This is a genomic window from Rhizobium sp. NLR10b (assembly GCF_019685435.1).
In the GTDB taxonomy this organism is placed as follows: domain Bacteria; phylum Pseudomonadota; class Alphaproteobacteria; order Rhizobiales; family Rhizobiaceae; genus Rhizobium.
Window position 1 is genome coordinate 24,365 of record NZ_JABDWV010000012.1, and the last position, 13,722, is coordinate 38,086.

Sequence of the window (13,722 nt, forward strand, 5' to 3'; positions counted from 1 at the left end):
ACCCGCTTACAGTAATTGCTATATCTAGACCCTATTACGTTTTCAGCGAAGAATTCCGCTTGCGCCGCATTACCTTGTTCGTACTTCTGAATTTATCTCTGATAACCAGCGCCGGTGCTAGCGAAGACCTGTCTGGTGTTTGGCGCGACCTGTTCACACGATGTCGAATTGCCGTGGAGACAGGCAAAGAATTTGATGCAAAAGGATTACGTGACCTTGGGCGCGACATGAGGACGGTAGCCCCGAAGACCGCTCCCGGGGTGCCCTTTCCATTTTTACCTGGATACCAGGTAACCGAGCAGCACTGGGAAGTTCCCGGTGCTCGTTTTGTCATCGTGGAAGCCGAATATGCACCTGTTCGTGGCAAATCGAGACGTTCATGCAAAATTGAACTCGGTCCGAGAGCGGAGTCGATATCGGCAGCCGAGGAAGCGCGCCTGACGGCCGCATTTGTTGCGGAACGAGATAGACTCTTTAGCACTGGATACTACGAGCAGTGGAATCCCGATCCTGTATTTTCCACGAACCTCGGTGTTCGGCTGGCCGGCGACAACCCTCATGGCTGCCGTGTCGTCTCATACCTAGATATCGAGACGCAACACGCACCATCGTTTCTTATGACAGGTTCTGCTGAGCAGGACGGAACCTGCGGTGCGGCGCCTCGCTTTGCTCACCCACAATAAAGAGCGATGCGGCCCCGACCAAGGCCACCGGATCTTATCACGAATGCGCCGGCTCGCTCTGGCGCTGTGCGGCGAGAGCCGCAAGATCGGCAGGTTTCAGCTCGACGGATTCGCCGCAGCCGCAGGCCGACGTCTGGTTCGGATTGGTGAAGGTGAAGCCGGAGCGGAGCGTCGTCTGCTCGAAGCCCATCTCGGTGCCGAGAAGATAAAGCACGGCTGAGGGCTCGATCCAGACCTTGGCGCCGTCGCGCTCGATCAGATCGTCCTTTGCATTCGGCTCGGTCACCAGGTCAATGGTATATTCCATCCCGGCGCAGCCGCCCTTCTTGATGCCGACACGAACGCCCTTGGCTTCCGGCCCGGAATTTTCGACGATCGCCTTGACGCGGGCGGCAGCCCCTTCCGTCATGCTCATCACTGCAAAGCCCATCGGCTTCATCTCCTTCCACAACCGGGGTCAAGATCCGGTGCTTCGTGAATCAAATGTAGTCGCCCGAGGTAAATGGATCAATACCGCGCGCGGTACTGTGTACTAGCGTAGCTCAGTACCAGCCGACGGCGACCTGCGCCTCCTCGGACATGCGGTCCGGCGTCCACGGCGGATCAAAGGTCATTTCGACCTCGACGCCCGACACACCTTCGACGGCGCCAACGGCATTCTCCACCCAGCCCGGCATCTCGCCGGCGACCGGGCAGCCGGGAGCGGTCAGGGTCATCATGATCTTGACCATCCGGTCGTCCTCGATGTCGATCTTGTAGATCAGGCCGAGTTCGAAAATGTCGGCAGGGATTTCCGGGTCGTAGACGGTTTTCAGCGCGGCGATGACGTCATCACTGAGCCGCGCCAGTTCATCGGCCGGGATGCTGGAATGCACGATGCCTTCGCGCACGTCGATCTTCTGTTCGCTTTCGTCCAGGCTCATCACGGACACTCCTCAGGCAAAGAACTTGCGCGCATAATCAAGCGCATCGGCCAGCGCATCGACCTCGGCGCGGGTATTGTACATGCCGAACGATGCTCGGCATGTGGAGGTGACGCCGAAGCGTTTCAAGAGCGGCATGGCGCAATGCGTGCCGGCCCGCACTGCAATGCCCTGCCGGTCGATCACCATCGAGACGTCATGGGCATGGATGCCGGCAAGCTCGAAGGAGAAGATGCTCCCCTTGCCGGGCGCCGTCCCGAACATCCGCAGCGAATTGACCGATCTGAGGCGCTCGGCTGCGTAAGCCGCAAGATCGGCCTCATGGCGGGCGATTGCCTCGCGCCCGACCTTCTCCATATAGTCGAGCGCATAACCGAGCCCGATCGCCTGGACGATCGGCGGCGTGCCGGCTTCGAAGCGATGCGGCGGATCGTTGTAGGTGACCGCGTCCTCGGCGACTTCGAAGATCATCTCGCCGCCGCCCTGGAAGGGGCGCATCTGCGAGAGCCGCTCCTTCTTGCCATAGAGCACGCCGATACCCGACGGGCCGTAGAGCTTGTGGCCGGTCATGACATACCAGTCGCAATCGATGTCCTGCACGTCGACCGGCAGGTGCACGGCACCCTGACTGCCGTCGATCAGCACCGGGATGCCGCGTTCATGCGCGATCCGGCAGATTTCCTTGACCGGAACGATCGTGCCGAGCGCATTCGACATATGGGTAATGGCGACGAGCTTGGTGCGCTCCGTCAGGCTTTTCTCGAAATCCTCGATATGGAAGGCGCCTTCGTCATCGACCGGAACCCAGACCAGCTTCGCGCCCTGGCGCTCGCGGATGAAGTGCCAGGGCACGATGTTGGAATGGTGCTCCATGATCGTCAGGACGATCTCGTCGCCTTCGCCGATCTTCGGCATGCCCCAGCCATAGGCGACAGTATTGATCGCTTCGGTCGAATTTTTAGTGAAGACGATGTCGTTGACCGAGGACGCGTTGAGGAAGCGGCGGACCTTCTCGCGCGCTGCCTCATAGGCATCCGTGGCGGCGTTCGAAAGGTAGTGCAGGCCGCGATGCACATTGGCATATTCATGCGCGTAGGCATGCGAGATGGCGTCGATGACCGCCTGCGGCTTCTGCGCCGAGGCGCCATTATCAAGATAGACCAGCGGCTTGCCGTGCACCTTCTCCGCCAGGATCGGGAAATCCCGGCGGATGGCTTCGACGTCGTACTCAGTGGCTGGCACTATCTTGTCCATGGCATTTATCCAATCAGGCGTGCTTTTCGAGCCAGGCCGAAATCACGCTTTCCAGCGCCTCGACCAGGGCCTCGTCTTCCAGTTCCTCGACGATCTCGGCGACGAAGGCGTTGACGAGCATCGCCCGCGCCTTGTTCTCCGGAATGCCGCGCGCCATCATGTAATAGAGATGATTGGCATCGATATCGGTGACCGTCGCGCCATGGCCGCATTGCACGTCGTCGGCGAAGATCTCGAGCTCCGGCTTGACCGAAAACTCGGCGTCGTCGGACATCAAGAGCGTGTTGCAGGCCATCTTGGCGTCGGTCTTCTGCGCATCGGGCGCAACCCGGATCATGCCCTGGAAGACACCCTTGGCGCGGTCGAAGACGACGTTGCGAATCACTTCGGTCGAACCGGTATGCGGGACGTCGTGGCCGAGCACCATCGTCACATCGGTATGGCTATCGGCCCCGAGCAGGTTGATGCCGCGCAGCGTCAGATCGGCGCCCTCGCCCGTCACCTTGATATTCAGTTCCTGGCGCACCAGCTTGCCGCCCGCATTGATGACGAACAGCCGGAGCTTGGCGTCGGCGCCGAGATCGATGCGGATCTGGCCAAGATGCGTATCGTCGGGACCCTGCTGCTGCAGGATGATCCAGGTCAGCTCCGTGCCCTCGCTGACTGTGATGTCACTGATATGGGACACGAAGGCGGCATCGCCCGTCACCGCACGGTGACGCTCGATGACAGTTCCCTTGACGCCGGCGCCGAAGGAAACCGGAAGACGCGTATGCGTCTGCCCGCCGGCATGGATGAACTGGATTTCCAGCGGATTTTCAAGTTCGGTTTCATCAGGCATGTCGACCACATAGCCGTCGCGCACGAAGCTGCCGTTGATCCGACCGACCGCATCGTCGCTGCCCAACGCATCGAGCCTTTCGACGGCGGAACCGTCGATCAGCCGTTCGGAATAGGCCGACAGGCCAAGACCGTCGACGGCCGCCTTCTGATTGGCATGGCCCTGAATGACCGCCAGCACCGAGGAACCGGCAACGACCGGCTCAAGCGCGTTGGAGCCGGCATCACCCACTTGCGCCGGCAAGGCGCGCAGCAGATTCTTGAGGTCGGTATAGTGCCAGGCTTCGATGCGGCGCGTCGGCAGGCCCGCCTTCTTGAGGTCGTCGAGAAGCCGGTCACGCAGGGCCGTCACTGCACCATTGCCGGGCAGGTCGCCGATCTGCTGATTGAAGGCGTCGATCAGCGCCGTTTCGGCCGCGGTCAGGCGGCTCGTCGTCTGCATGTTCATGGACGTCGTCCTTTCCACCCGAACTCAGGCCGCTGCGCCGATGATGTCGGCGTAACCATTGGCTTCCAGCTCATGCGCCAAGGTCTTGTCGCCCGACTTGATGACCTGACCCTTGTAGAGAACGTGGACGGTGTCAGGCACGATATAGTCGAGCAGGCGCTGGTAATGGGTGATGACGACGACGGCGCGATCAGGCGAACGCAGCGCGTTGACGCCATCGGCAACGATCTTCAGCGCGTCGATATCGAGGCCGGAATCGGTTTCGTCGAGCACGCAGAGCTTCGGCTCCAGCAGCGCCATCTGCAGGATCTCGGCACGCTTCTTCTCGCCGCCGGAGAAGCCGACATTGAGCGGCCGCTTCAGCATCTCGGTATTGATCTGCAGCTTGGCCGCGGCTTCCTTGACGCGGCGCATGAAATCCGGCGTCGTCAGCTCGTCCTCGCCGCGCGCCTTGCGCTGCTCGTTCATCGCCACCTTGAGGAACTGCATGGTGGCGACGCCCGGGATTTCGACCGGATACTGGAAAGCGAGGAAGATGCCCTTGGCGGCGCGCTCGGATGGATCGAGCTCGAGAATGCTCTCGCCGTTATAAAGGATGTCGCCTTCGGTCACTTCATAGTCTTCGCGGCCGGACAGCACATAGGAAAGTGTCGACTTGCCGGAGCCGTTCGGCCCCATGATCGCCGCAACTTCGCCGGCCTTTACCGTAAGGTTCAGACCACGGATGATCTCGGTGCCGTCTTCGGCGATGCGGGCATGAAGGTTTCTGATTTCAAGCATTTTTCGTTCCTGCGTTCCTCTGCGTAGCTCGTCTGAGCCTCGCGTAATTTCTAAGGGCATCGACATGTTGTGCTCGGCGCTATCGCCAAATGAAACGGATGACACGGAAAACCGCGACTGTTATGAGCCAAAGCCATTCGAGGAATTCCGGAATTCCTTCAATGATCTTCCCCGGTTTTTCCATGCGCTGCTGGAGAAACACGTAAGGCTGCTCCGGCGGCTTTTCCGTTTCGTATCTTTGCTCGCGGGGGCGAATTTTCGCCAATATTTCGCCCCGCATATTCTCCAGACGTCCAAAAATACGCTTTTTGTCCGTCTCGTTCATATCAACCGACCGAGCCTTCCAGCGAGATGCTGATCAGCTTCTGGGCCTCGACCGCGAATTCCATCGGCAGTTCCTGCAGGACTTCCTTGACGAAACCGTTGACGATCAGCGCGATCGCCGCTTCGGTGGGGATGCCCCGCTGCAGGCAGTAGAAAAGCTGGTCCTCGGAGATCTTCGAGGTCGTCGCTTCGTGCTCGAACTGCGCCGTCGAGTTTTTCGCCTCGATATAGGGCACGGTATGAGCGCCGCACTTGTCGCCGATCAGCAGCGAATCGCACTGGGTGAAATTGCGCGCGTTCGACGCCTTGCGGTGGGCCGAGACCTGGCCGCGATAGGTGTTGTTGGAAACGCCGGCCGCGATACCCTTGGAGACGATACGGCTCGACGTGTTCTTGCCGAGATGGATCATCTTGGTGCCGCTGTCGATCTGCTGATGGCCGTTCGACACGGCGATCGAGTAGAATTCGCCGCGGCTGTCGTCGCCGCGCAGGATGCAGGACGGATATTTCCAGGTGATCGCCGACCCGGTTTCGACCTGCGTCCAGGAAATCTTCGAGCGATTGCCACGGCAATCGCCGCGCTTAGTGACGAAGTTGTAGATGCCGCCCTTGCCTTCCTTGTCGCCCGGATACCAGTTCTGGACGGTGGAATATTTGATCTCGGCATCGTCGAGAGCCACGAGCTCGACCACGGCCGCATGCAGCTGGTTTTCATCGCGCTGCGGCGCAGTGCAGCCTTCGAGGTAGGAGACGTAGGCGCCCTCTTCCGCGATGATCAACGTGCGCTCGAACTGGCCGGTGCCCTTCTCGTTGATGCGGAAATAGGTGGAAAGCTCCATCGGGCAACGAACGCCCTTCGGCACGAAAACGAAGGAACCGTCGGTGAAGACCGCCGAATTCAGCGTCGCATAATAATTATCCGAGGTCGGCACGACGGAACCGAGATATTTGCGCACGAGATCGGGATGCTCGCGGATCGCTTCCGAGATCGACATGAAGATCACGCCGGCCTTCTTCAGCTCCGCCTTGAAGGTGGTGACGACCGAGACGCTGTCGAAAACGGCGTCGACGGCGATCTTCGGCTTCTCGACGCCGGCCAGGATCTCCTGCTCACGCAGCGGGATGCCAAGCTTCTCATAGACTTTCAAGAGCTCCGGATCGACCTCGTCGAGCGACTTCGGACCCGGCGCGCTTTTCGGCGCGGCATAATAATGGATGTCGTTGAAATCGATCTTCGGATAATTGACGCGTGCCCAGGTCGGCTCTTCCAGCGTCAGCCAGCGCCGATAGGCCTCGAGACGCCATTCCAGCATCCACTCCGGCTCCTGCTTTTTGGCCGAAATGAAGCGGATGATATCCTCGGACAGGCCCTTCGGCGCCTTGTCCATTTCGATGACGGTCTCGAAACCGTATTTGTACTGGTCCACATCGATCAGGCGCACCTGGTCGATCGTTTCCTGCACGGCAGCCATTTCGTTCTCCAATCTCGCCGGATACAAGGTCCGGCAGCTTGTAGCGTATGGGCAGTTGACTTGCCCCGGGCAAAATCCTTTGCCCTGATGTAGGAGGCCAAAAGGAACTTTTCAGCCCGATTGGCAAGCGGAAATTTGTGTTTCCGCAAGTTTATGAGGCGGTCAAGCCGCCTCGCCCGCCGACCTGCGCCGGCAGGCTATCTTCGCGAAGGCGGCAATCGCCCTATCGATATCCTCTTCCGTTGTGGAAAAGCCGAGCGAGATGCGCAGCGCCCCCAGCTTGGCGTCGCGCCCCATCGCCGTCAGCACATGGCTTTCGCCGACCTTGCCGGATGAGCAAGCAGAGCCCGCCGAAAGGGCAACGCCTTCAAGATCGAAAGCGATCTGCCCGGTCTCCGCCTTCAGGCAAGGGAGCGTGAAGAAAATCGTGTTGGCGACCCTCGGACCACCGGCGCCATGGATGATGACATCGGGCGCGGTAGCGTGCATGCCGGCTTCCAGCCTGTCGCGCAGCGCAGCAATCGCAGCGTTCCGTTCCTCAAGATCCTGAAGCACGGCTTCCGCCGCAGCTCCGAAGCCAATCAGCGCCAGCGAATTCTGTGTCCCCGACCGGTGACCCTTCTCCTGCCCGCCACCGCGGATCAACGCCTTCGGCATCAGCGCCTCGCCGCGCGCGATCAGTGCACCCGCCCCCTTCGGTCCACCGATCTTGTGAGAGGAGACGATGATGAAATCCGCGCCGATGCGCTCGATCTCGATCGGCAGACGACCGGCCGCCTGCACGGCGTCGACCACAAAGAGACCACCGTGCGCCCGCACAATCCTGGCCGCTTCTTCGACCGGCTGGACAATGCCCGTCTCGTTGTTGACGAACATGATCGCGGCCATCGGGAGGCCTGTCGATGTGTCATGGGCATCGAGCAATGCGGCCAGCGCTTGCAGATCGACGATACCGGCGTCCGTCACCGGGATCTCGGTCGTGCGGTCCTTCGGGAATCGGCCTCCCTCTCGTACAGCCAGGTGCTCGACGGCGGAAAAATAGAGATGGCCGAGCTGAAGCGGCGTGCGGCCCATGCGAAAATCCGGCGTCAGCACCAAGTTGGCGGCCTCCGTCGCGCCGCTGGTGAAGATCACATTGCCCGGATCGGTGCCGGCAAGAGCTGCCACCTTGCGCCGTGCGCCTTCGATGGCGGCGCGGGCGGCGCGGCCCTCCCCATGCACGCTGTTCGGATTGCCGAATATGTCAATGGCGCGCATGATCGCCTCGCGTGCTGCGGGATGCAGCGGCGCTGTGGCGTTCCAGTCGAGATAAAGGCGTGGCGGCGCCATGATCTTCAGTCCTGCGCTTGACGAGCTTGCTTCAGCATCCGCGGTGCATTTTTCTTGAAATTTCCGCCGGGCTTGCCTTATGACACGTTCCACGAAGCGTGGATCGCCATGCAAGTTTCGAATTGTTCTAAACTGCGTTTTAGAAAAGCTGACAACGTTAGTCAAGTCATGTTGTCGTCCAACGCAGCGCGAACGCGAAATAAAACCCGGAGTACCAATGCCCGAAGTAATTTTCAACGGCCCAGCCGGCCGTCTTGAAGGCCGCTACCAGCCCTCCAAGGAAAAAAGCGCGCCCATCGCGCTCATCCTGCACCCGCATCCGCAGTTCGGCGGCACGATGAACAATCAGATCGTCTACCAGCTCTTCTACATGTTCCAGAAGCGCGGGTTCACGACGCTGCGCTTCAACTTCCGGGGCATCGGCCGCAGCCAGGGCGAATTCGATCATGGCGCCGGCGAATTGTCGGATGCCGCCTCCGCGCTCGACTGGGTGCAGAGCCTGCACCCCGATTCCAAGACCTGCTGGGTCGCCGGCTATTCCTTCGGCGCCTGGATCGGCATGCAGCTTCTGATGCGCCGGCCGGAAATCGAGGGCTTCATGTCGATCGCCCCGCAGCCGAATACCTACGACTTCTCCTTCCTGGCGCCCTGCCCCTCTTCCGGCCTGATCATCAACGGCGAGGCCGACAAGGTGGCGCCGGAAAAGGATGTCAATGGTCTGGTCGAAAAACTGAAGACCCAGAAGGGCATCCTCATCACCCATCGCACGGTCGCCAACGCCAACCACTTCTTCAACGGTCAGGTGGAGACGCTGATGAGCGAATGCGAGGATTATCTCGACCGTCGCCTCAATGGCGAGCTGGTGCCAGAGCCGGCGGCCAAGCGGATCCGCTGACCGGCAGAGCACCGACGTCTGCCACCGCCATCGTCACGACGCACTGGGGTTCTTTCGCCTGTCACGGCGTTGCCAGCACGCCGCCGCTGACGGGAGCCGCAACTCCCGTCGTGCCGGGAAAGGTCAGCGGCAGCCCGTCCAGCGAGCGTACGGCGAGATAAGCCCAGGCTTCGGCCTCCATCGCATCGCCGTCGAAGCCCGCGGCCTCGGCGCTCAACACTCTCGATCCCTCGGCCATCGCCGAGAGCTCGGCCATCAAGGTGCCGTTCAGCCGCCCGCCGCCGCAGACGATATAGGCCGAGGGACGTTCGGGCAGAAATCCGGCGGATTTGACGATCGATGCTGCGGCGACATGCGCAAGCGTCCTGGCACCGTCTTCGAGGCTCGCCTCATCTGGCCGAAGCGGCGCGAAATCGCCGCGATCGAGCGACCGACGGATATTGCCGCGGAAGAACGGGCTGTCCAGATACCGCTCGGCCAAGGCGGGGACGACCTTGCCGCGCCCGCCGATCTCCCCCCCGGGATCATAGGGTCTGCCGGTCCGCATCTCTATCCATTGGTCGATCAGCGTATTGCCAGGGCCGCTGTCGAAGGCGGCAATCCGGCCGTCAGCGCCGATATAGGTGAGGTTGGAGATGCCGCCGATATTGACGAAGCACACCGCCTCTCCCGCCTGCTGCAGTTTTCCCGCCAGTGCTGCGTGATAGGCCGGCACCAGCGGCGCACCCTGCCCGCCATGCACCATGTCGTTGGCACGCATGTCGTAGACAACTGATAGGCCCGTCCGGCGCGCCAATTCCCGGCCATCGCCGATCTGGATCGTCAGCCCGTCGTCAGGACGATGCAGCACCGTCTGACCGTGAAAGCCGAGGACATCGACGGCACCGGCTGAGAGCCCGTATCGCTCCAGAAATGCCGTAACGGCAAGAGCATGCCGTTCGGTCAGCTCGAGTTCGATTTCGCGGAGTTCCGCGGGCCGCTCGCGCCCGTCGGTCAGCGGCCGCGCCAGTTCCAGCGCCCGTTTGAGACGCCCGCGAAAATCGGCCTCATAGGGCACGCCGAGGAAGGGCCCGCGCTCGATGAAGCCGCGGCCGTCGGTCCTGATGAGCGCGACGTCGATTCCATCCATTGACGTGCCGCTCATCAGTCCGATCGCGGTTCTGACCACATCCATGAGGCTTGTCTCCCATGCGATTCCCGGATGCACTTTTGTAAAAACAGTGCTAAACGCGCCGCGACAGATCAACAACAACGAAGTTGCGTGAAGCCCGGTGGGCGCAGCGCAGGCACGAAGAGACGAAAGCCATGTCCGAGTTCAAGTCCGATTTCCTCCGCACGCTGAAAGAGCGCGGCTTCATTCATCAGGTTTCCGATGAAAGCGGCCTCGACGACCTGTTCGCGAAGGAGGTCGTGACGGCCTATGTCGGCTACGACGCAACGGCGACGAGCCTGCATATCGGTAATTTGATCTCCGCCACCATGCTCCACTGGCTGCAGGAGACCGGCCACCGGCCGATTGCGCTGATGGGCGGCGGCACCTCGATGGTCGGCGATCCCTCCTTCCGTGACGAGCAGCGCAAGCTTCTGACGCCGGAGGCGATCTCCGCCAACATCGAGGGCATCAAGAAGATATTCTCGCGCATTCTGCGCTTCGGAGACGGCCCGACCGATGCCCTCATGGTCAATAATGCCGACTGGCTGATGAAGCTCAACTATGTCGAATTCCTGCGCGATGTCGGCCGGCATTTCTCGGTCAACCGCATGCTCTCCTTCGACAGCGTCAAGCTGCGCCTCGACCGCGAGCAGTCGCTCTCCTTCCTCGAGTTCAACTACATGATCATGCAGGGCTACGACTTCGTCGAGCTCAACCGCCGCTACGGCTGCCGCCTGCAGATGGGCGGTTCGGATCAGTGGGGCAACATCATCAACGGCGTCGATCTCGGCCATCGCATGGGGACGCCGCAGCTCTACGCGCTGACGACGCCGCTTCTGACCACGAGCTCCGGCGCCAAAATGGGCAAGACCGCCTCCGGCGCCGTCTGGCTGAACGAGGATGTCTTCAGCCCCTATGATTTCTGGCAGTATTGGCGCAACACCGAGGATGCCGATGTCGGCCGCTTCCTGAAGATTTTCACCCGCCTGCCGCTCGCCGAGATCGCCAGGCTCGAGGCCCTTGGCGGCGCCGAAATCAACGAGGCGAAGAAGATTCTCGCCACGGAAGCGACCGCGATCGTCCACGGTCGCGAGGCGGCCGAAGCGTCCGCCGAAACGGCCCGCACCACCTTCGAGGAAGGCCGCGTCGCCGAAAACTTGCCTTCGGTCGAGATCCCGGCCACCGAACTCGACGGCGGCATCGGCCTGCTCTCGCTGATGGTCCGCGCCGGCCTTGCCGGTTCCAACGGCGAGGCCCGCCGCCACGTCCAGGGCGGCGCAGTGCGCATCAATGACGAGGCTGTCAGCGACGAACGCCGGCTGATCGGCAGCGGCGAAATTACCGCCGACGGCGTCATCAAGCTCTCCCTCGGCAAGAAGAAGCACATCCTGATCCGCCGCGCGGCGTAGGTGGCTTCAACTGAAAGGATCTTGAAGCCGGCGCCCCGCGCCGGCTTTTCCTTTGGCGCGGGATCAGTCCGCCTGCCATCGGTATTCCGCTTCGTCTTGTTTAGTCTCTCGATGGAGAGGTCCGGGCGGGTTGACCTCCGAAGCGGGTCGTACGCGCGACCACCAGCCGATCGAGAAGATCGGCGGCGTCATCTTTGCGTCGAGGGGAACCAGAAGGACATGCTCGGAGGGGATGCTCTTCACCGGCTTCAGCCGTGCGCCTTTTTCTGCAGAATTCGAGGCCTCGCCAACTGTCACGGCCATCATGGTGGCCGATAGGAAAGAGACCGTCCGAGCGCACTGCATGGCATCCTCCGACATTGCACCGATCGCTGTTGCAGCTGGCACCCACATTACATCAGAATTATCTAAAATAAGCAAAGCATCAATGACCAGCCTGTCGCTATAGGTGAATTATCCAACTGGCCGCGCACAATATCGCCTTGCCGGAACATTTTCCGCCCGACGGGATTTGCGACCAGATGCATTTGGAGCGCCGGCATGATCAACGACCTCTGGTATAAGAACGCCGTCATTTACTGCCTGTCCGTCGAGACCTTCATGGATGCGAACGGCGATGGCGTCGGTGATTTTCAGGGCCTGATGCGCCGTCTCGACTATCTCTCCGGCCTCGGCGTGACGGCAATCTGGCTCATGCCGTTCCAGACTTCGCCCGGTCGCGACGATGGCTACGACGTCTCGGATTACTATAATGTCGACCCGCGGTATGGCTCGCTCGGCGATTTCGTCGAATTCACCCATGGTGCCAAACAGCGGGGCATACGGGTGTTGATCGATCTGGTGATCAATCACACCTCCAAGGATCATCCCTGGTTCGAAGACGCCAGGAGCGATCCGCATTCACGCTATCGCGATTGGTACGTCTGGTCGGACAAGAAGCCTGCAAACTCAGATCAGGGCATGGTCTTCCCGGGCGTCCAGAAGACGACTTGGACCTATGACGAAAGAGCCAAGGCCTATTATTTCCACCGCTTCTACGATCATCAGCCCGATCTCAACACGTCCAATCCCGAAGTGCAGGCCGAGATACTCAAGATCATGGGCTTCTGGATCCAGCTCGGCGTCTCGGGCTTCCGGATGGACGCCGCCCCCTTCATCATCGCCACCAAGGGCGCCGAGGTCACCAAGCCGGTCGAGCAGTTCGACATGCTGAGGAAATTTCGCGAATTCCTGCAATGGCGCATGGGAGATTCCATCGTGCTGGCGGAGGCCAATATCCTGCCGAAGGACAATTTCGAATATTTCGGCGACGATGGCGACCGCATGCAGATGATGTTCAATTTCCAGGTCAATCAGACGCTGTTTTATGCTCTCGCTACCGCTGACACGCGGCCTCTGAAGAAGGCGATGGAGGCCACGAAGCCGCGCCCGGAGACCGCGCAATGGGGGCTGTTCCTTCGCAACCACGATGAACTTGATCTCGGTCGCCTGACGGATAAGCAGCGCGAAGCGGTATTCGCCGCGTTTGGACCCGAGAAGGGCATGCAGCTTTATGACAGGGGCATTCGCCGGCGCCTGGCGCCCATGCTCGGCGGCGACCGTCGCAGGATCGAACTCGCCTACAGCCTGCTGTTCTCGCTGCCCGGAACGCCGGTCATCCGCTACGGCGATGAAATCGGCATGGGCGATGATTTGTGCCTGCCGGAGCGCAATTGCGCGCGCACCCCGATGCAATGGTCGAGGGAACCGGAAGGCGGTTTCACCAAAAGCGCGAAGCCCGTTTCGCCCGTTATCAAGGACGGCCCCTACGGCTTCGAACATATCAACGTCGCCGTCCAGCGGCGCGACGCCAATTCGCTCTTGAACTGGACCGAGCGGATGATCCGGATGCGCAAGGAGGCTCCCGAGATCGGCTGGGGCGATTTCTCAGCGGTCGACACAGGTGACGACGGCGTCCTGGCGCTGCGTTATGACTGGCGCGGCAATTCGGTGCTGATCCTGCACAACCTGCATCCGCACCCGATGGAAGTGACCTTCGATCCTAATGTTGGTGAACTCGGGCGATCGCTGATCGATATTGCCGATGGGGCAAGTAGCGAAGCTGACGACAAGGGGCGCCATACGGTCATGCTCGATGCCTATGGCTACCGTTGGTATCGCGTCGGCGGCCTCGACTATCTCCTCAGGCGGAAGGATATTTAATCTTGCTTTC

General features: G+C 60.9%; 14 protein-coding genes. 4 read left to right on the forward strand and 10 right to left on the reverse strand.

Annotated elements, in window-relative coordinates:
• The first annotated feature begins 59 nt into the window (after positions 1 to 59).
• The gene (locus HJB91_RS19905; RefSeq protein WP_221155771.1) at positions 60 to 683 is read left to right on the forward strand and encodes a hypothetical protein; all 624 of its coding nucleotides are present in this window, start codon (positions 60 to 62) and stop codon (positions 681 to 683) included.
• A gap of 37 nt (positions 684 to 720) precedes the next feature.
• On the opposite strand, the gene sufA is transcribed toward HJB91_RS19905, so the two are convergent.
• The 8 genes from sufA to HJB91_RS19945 form a co-directional block, all read right to left on the reverse strand.
• Complete coding sequence (sufA, locus tag HJB91_RS19910; protein ID WP_221155772.1) at positions 721 to 1,113, reverse strand: Fe-S cluster assembly scaffold SufA; 393 nt, start codon at positions 1,111 to 1,113, stop codon at positions 721 to 723.
• 112 nt (positions 1,114 to 1,225) lie between these two features.
• Entirely contained in the window at positions 1,226 to 1,606 is a 381-nt protein-coding gene (locus HJB91_RS19915) for an SUF system Fe-S cluster assembly protein (protein WP_210631188.1), read from the reverse strand.
• Between the two features lie 12 nt (positions 1,607 to 1,618).
• Complete coding sequence (locus HJB91_RS19920; protein ID WP_221155773.1) at positions 1,619 to 2,860, reverse strand: cysteine desulfurase; 1,242 nt, start codon at positions 2,858 to 2,860, stop codon at positions 1,619 to 1,621.
• Between the two features lie 13 nt (positions 2,861 to 2,873).
• Positions 2,874 to 4,148, reverse strand: a complete 1,275-nt coding sequence (gene sufD, locus HJB91_RS19925) for a Fe-S cluster assembly protein SufD (RefSeq protein ID WP_221155774.1) — start codon at positions 4,146 to 4,148, stop codon at positions 2,874 to 2,876.
• Between the two features lie 24 nt (positions 4,149 to 4,172).
• Complete coding sequence (gene sufC / locus HJB91_RS19930; RefSeq protein WP_221155775.1) at positions 4,173 to 4,928, reverse strand: Fe-S cluster assembly ATPase SufC; 756 nt, start codon at positions 4,926 to 4,928, stop codon at positions 4,173 to 4,175.
• Positions 4,929 to 5,007: 79 nt separating this feature from the next.
• Complete coding sequence (locus tag HJB91_RS19935; RefSeq protein ID WP_221155776.1) at positions 5,008 to 5,253, reverse strand: hypothetical protein; 246 nt, start codon at positions 5,251 to 5,253, stop codon at positions 5,008 to 5,010.
• 1 nt (position 5,254) lies between these two features.
• On the reverse strand, positions 5,255 to 6,724 hold the full coding sequence (gene sufB / locus HJB91_RS19940) for a Fe-S cluster assembly protein SufB (RefSeq protein WP_064705073.1): 1,470 nt from the start codon (positions 6,722 to 6,724) through the stop codon (positions 5,255 to 5,257).
• Between the two features lie 162 nt (positions 6,725 to 6,886).
• Positions 6,887 to 8,053: a cysteine desulfurase family protein gene (locus tag HJB91_RS19945; RefSeq protein WP_221155777.1), complete on the reverse strand. Its 1,167-nt coding sequence runs from the start codon at positions 8,051 to 8,053 to the stop codon at positions 6,887 to 6,889.
• Positions 8,054 to 8,270: 217 nt separating this feature from the next.
• Between HJB91_RS19945 and HJB91_RS19950 the strand changes: the two genes are divergently transcribed.
• Entirely contained in the window at positions 8,271 to 8,948 is a 678-nt protein-coding gene (locus HJB91_RS19950; protein WP_064705075.1) for an alpha/beta hydrolase, read from the forward strand.
• A 61-nt stretch (positions 8,949 to 9,009) separates the two neighbouring features.
• Here the strand turns inward: HJB91_RS19950 and HJB91_RS19955 are convergent, their stop codons facing one another.
• Positions 9,010 to 10,122, reverse strand: a complete 1,113-nt coding sequence (locus HJB91_RS19955) for an anhydro-N-acetylmuramic acid kinase (RefSeq protein ID WP_221155778.1) — start codon at positions 10,120 to 10,122, stop codon at positions 9,010 to 9,012.
• Between the two features lie 131 nt (positions 10,123 to 10,253).
• Here HJB91_RS19955 and tyrS point away from each other — a divergent pair, with 131 nt between their 5' ends.
• Positions 10,254 to 11,510 carry a tyrosine--tRNA ligase gene (gene tyrS / locus HJB91_RS19960; protein WP_221155779.1) on the forward strand — a complete coding sequence of 419 codons (1,257 nt, stop codon included), beginning with the start codon at positions 10,254 to 10,256 and terminating at the stop codon, positions 11,508 to 11,510.
• 63 nt (positions 11,511 to 11,573) lie between these two features.
• Here the strand turns inward: tyrS and HJB91_RS19965 are convergent, their stop codons facing one another.
• The gene (locus HJB91_RS19965) at positions 11,574 to 11,870 is read right to left on the reverse strand and encodes a hypothetical protein (RefSeq protein WP_221155780.1); all 297 of its coding nucleotides are present in this window, start codon (positions 11,868 to 11,870) and stop codon (positions 11,574 to 11,576) included.
• A gap of 180 nt (positions 11,871 to 12,050) precedes the next feature.
• Here HJB91_RS19965 and HJB91_RS19970 point away from each other — a divergent pair, with 180 nt between their 5' ends.
• On the forward strand, positions 12,051 to 13,712 hold the full coding sequence (locus HJB91_RS19970; protein WP_221155781.1) for an alpha-amylase family protein: 1,662 nt from the start codon (positions 12,051 to 12,053) through the stop codon (positions 13,710 to 13,712).
• The last annotated feature ends 10 nt before the right edge of the window (positions 13,713 to 13,722 follow it).

Excerpts from the sequence above, each read along its gene's own strand:
- sufC (WP_221155775.1), bottom strand. The coding sequence starts at position 4,928 with ATGCTTGAAATCAGAAACCTTCATGCCCGCATCGCCGAAGACGGCACC.
- HJB91_RS19965 (WP_221155780.1), bottom strand. The coding sequence starts at position 11,870 with ATGTCGGAGGATGCCATGCAGTGCGCTCGGACGGTCTCTTTCCTATCG.
- HJB91_RS19945 (WP_221155777.1), bottom strand. The coding sequence starts at position 8,053 with ATGGCGCCGCCACGCCTTTATCTCGACTGGAACGCCACAGCGCCGCTG.
- tyrS (WP_221155779.1), top strand. The coding sequence starts at position 10,254 with ATGTCCGAGTTCAAGTCCGATTTCCTCCGCACGCTGAAAGAGCGCGGC.
- sufD (WP_221155774.1), bottom strand. The coding sequence starts at position 4,148 with ATGAACATGCAGACGACGAGCCGCCTGACCGCGGCCGAAACGGCGCTG.
- HJB91_RS19920 (WP_221155773.1), bottom strand. The coding sequence starts at position 2,860 with ATGGACAAGATAGTGCCAGCCACTGAGTACGACGTCGAAGCCATCCGC.
- HJB91_RS19950 (WP_064705075.1), top strand. The coding sequence starts at position 8,271 with ATGCCCGAAGTAATTTTCAACGGCCCAGCCGGCCGTCTTGAAGGCCGC.
- HJB91_RS19970 (WP_221155781.1), top strand. The coding sequence starts at position 12,051 with ATGATCAACGACCTCTGGTATAAGAACGCCGTCATTTACTGCCTGTCC.
- HJB91_RS19935 (WP_221155776.1), bottom strand. The coding sequence starts at position 5,253 with ATGAACGAGACGGACAAAAAGCGTATTTTTGGACGTCTGGAGAATATG.
- HJB91_RS19955 (WP_221155778.1), bottom strand. The coding sequence starts at position 10,122 with ATGGATGTGGTCAGAACCGCGATCGGACTGATGAGCGGCACGTCAATG.
- HJB91_RS19915 (WP_210631188.1), bottom strand. The coding sequence starts at position 1,606 with ATGAGCCTGGACGAAAGCGAACAGAAGATCGACGTGCGCGAAGGCATC.
- sufA (WP_221155772.1), bottom strand. The coding sequence starts at position 1,113 with ATGGGCTTTGCAGTGATGAGCATGACGGAAGGGGCTGCCGCCCGCGTC.
- sufB (WP_064705073.1), bottom strand. The coding sequence starts at position 6,724 with ATGGCTGCCGTGCAGGAAACGATCGACCAGGTGCGCCTGATCGATGTG.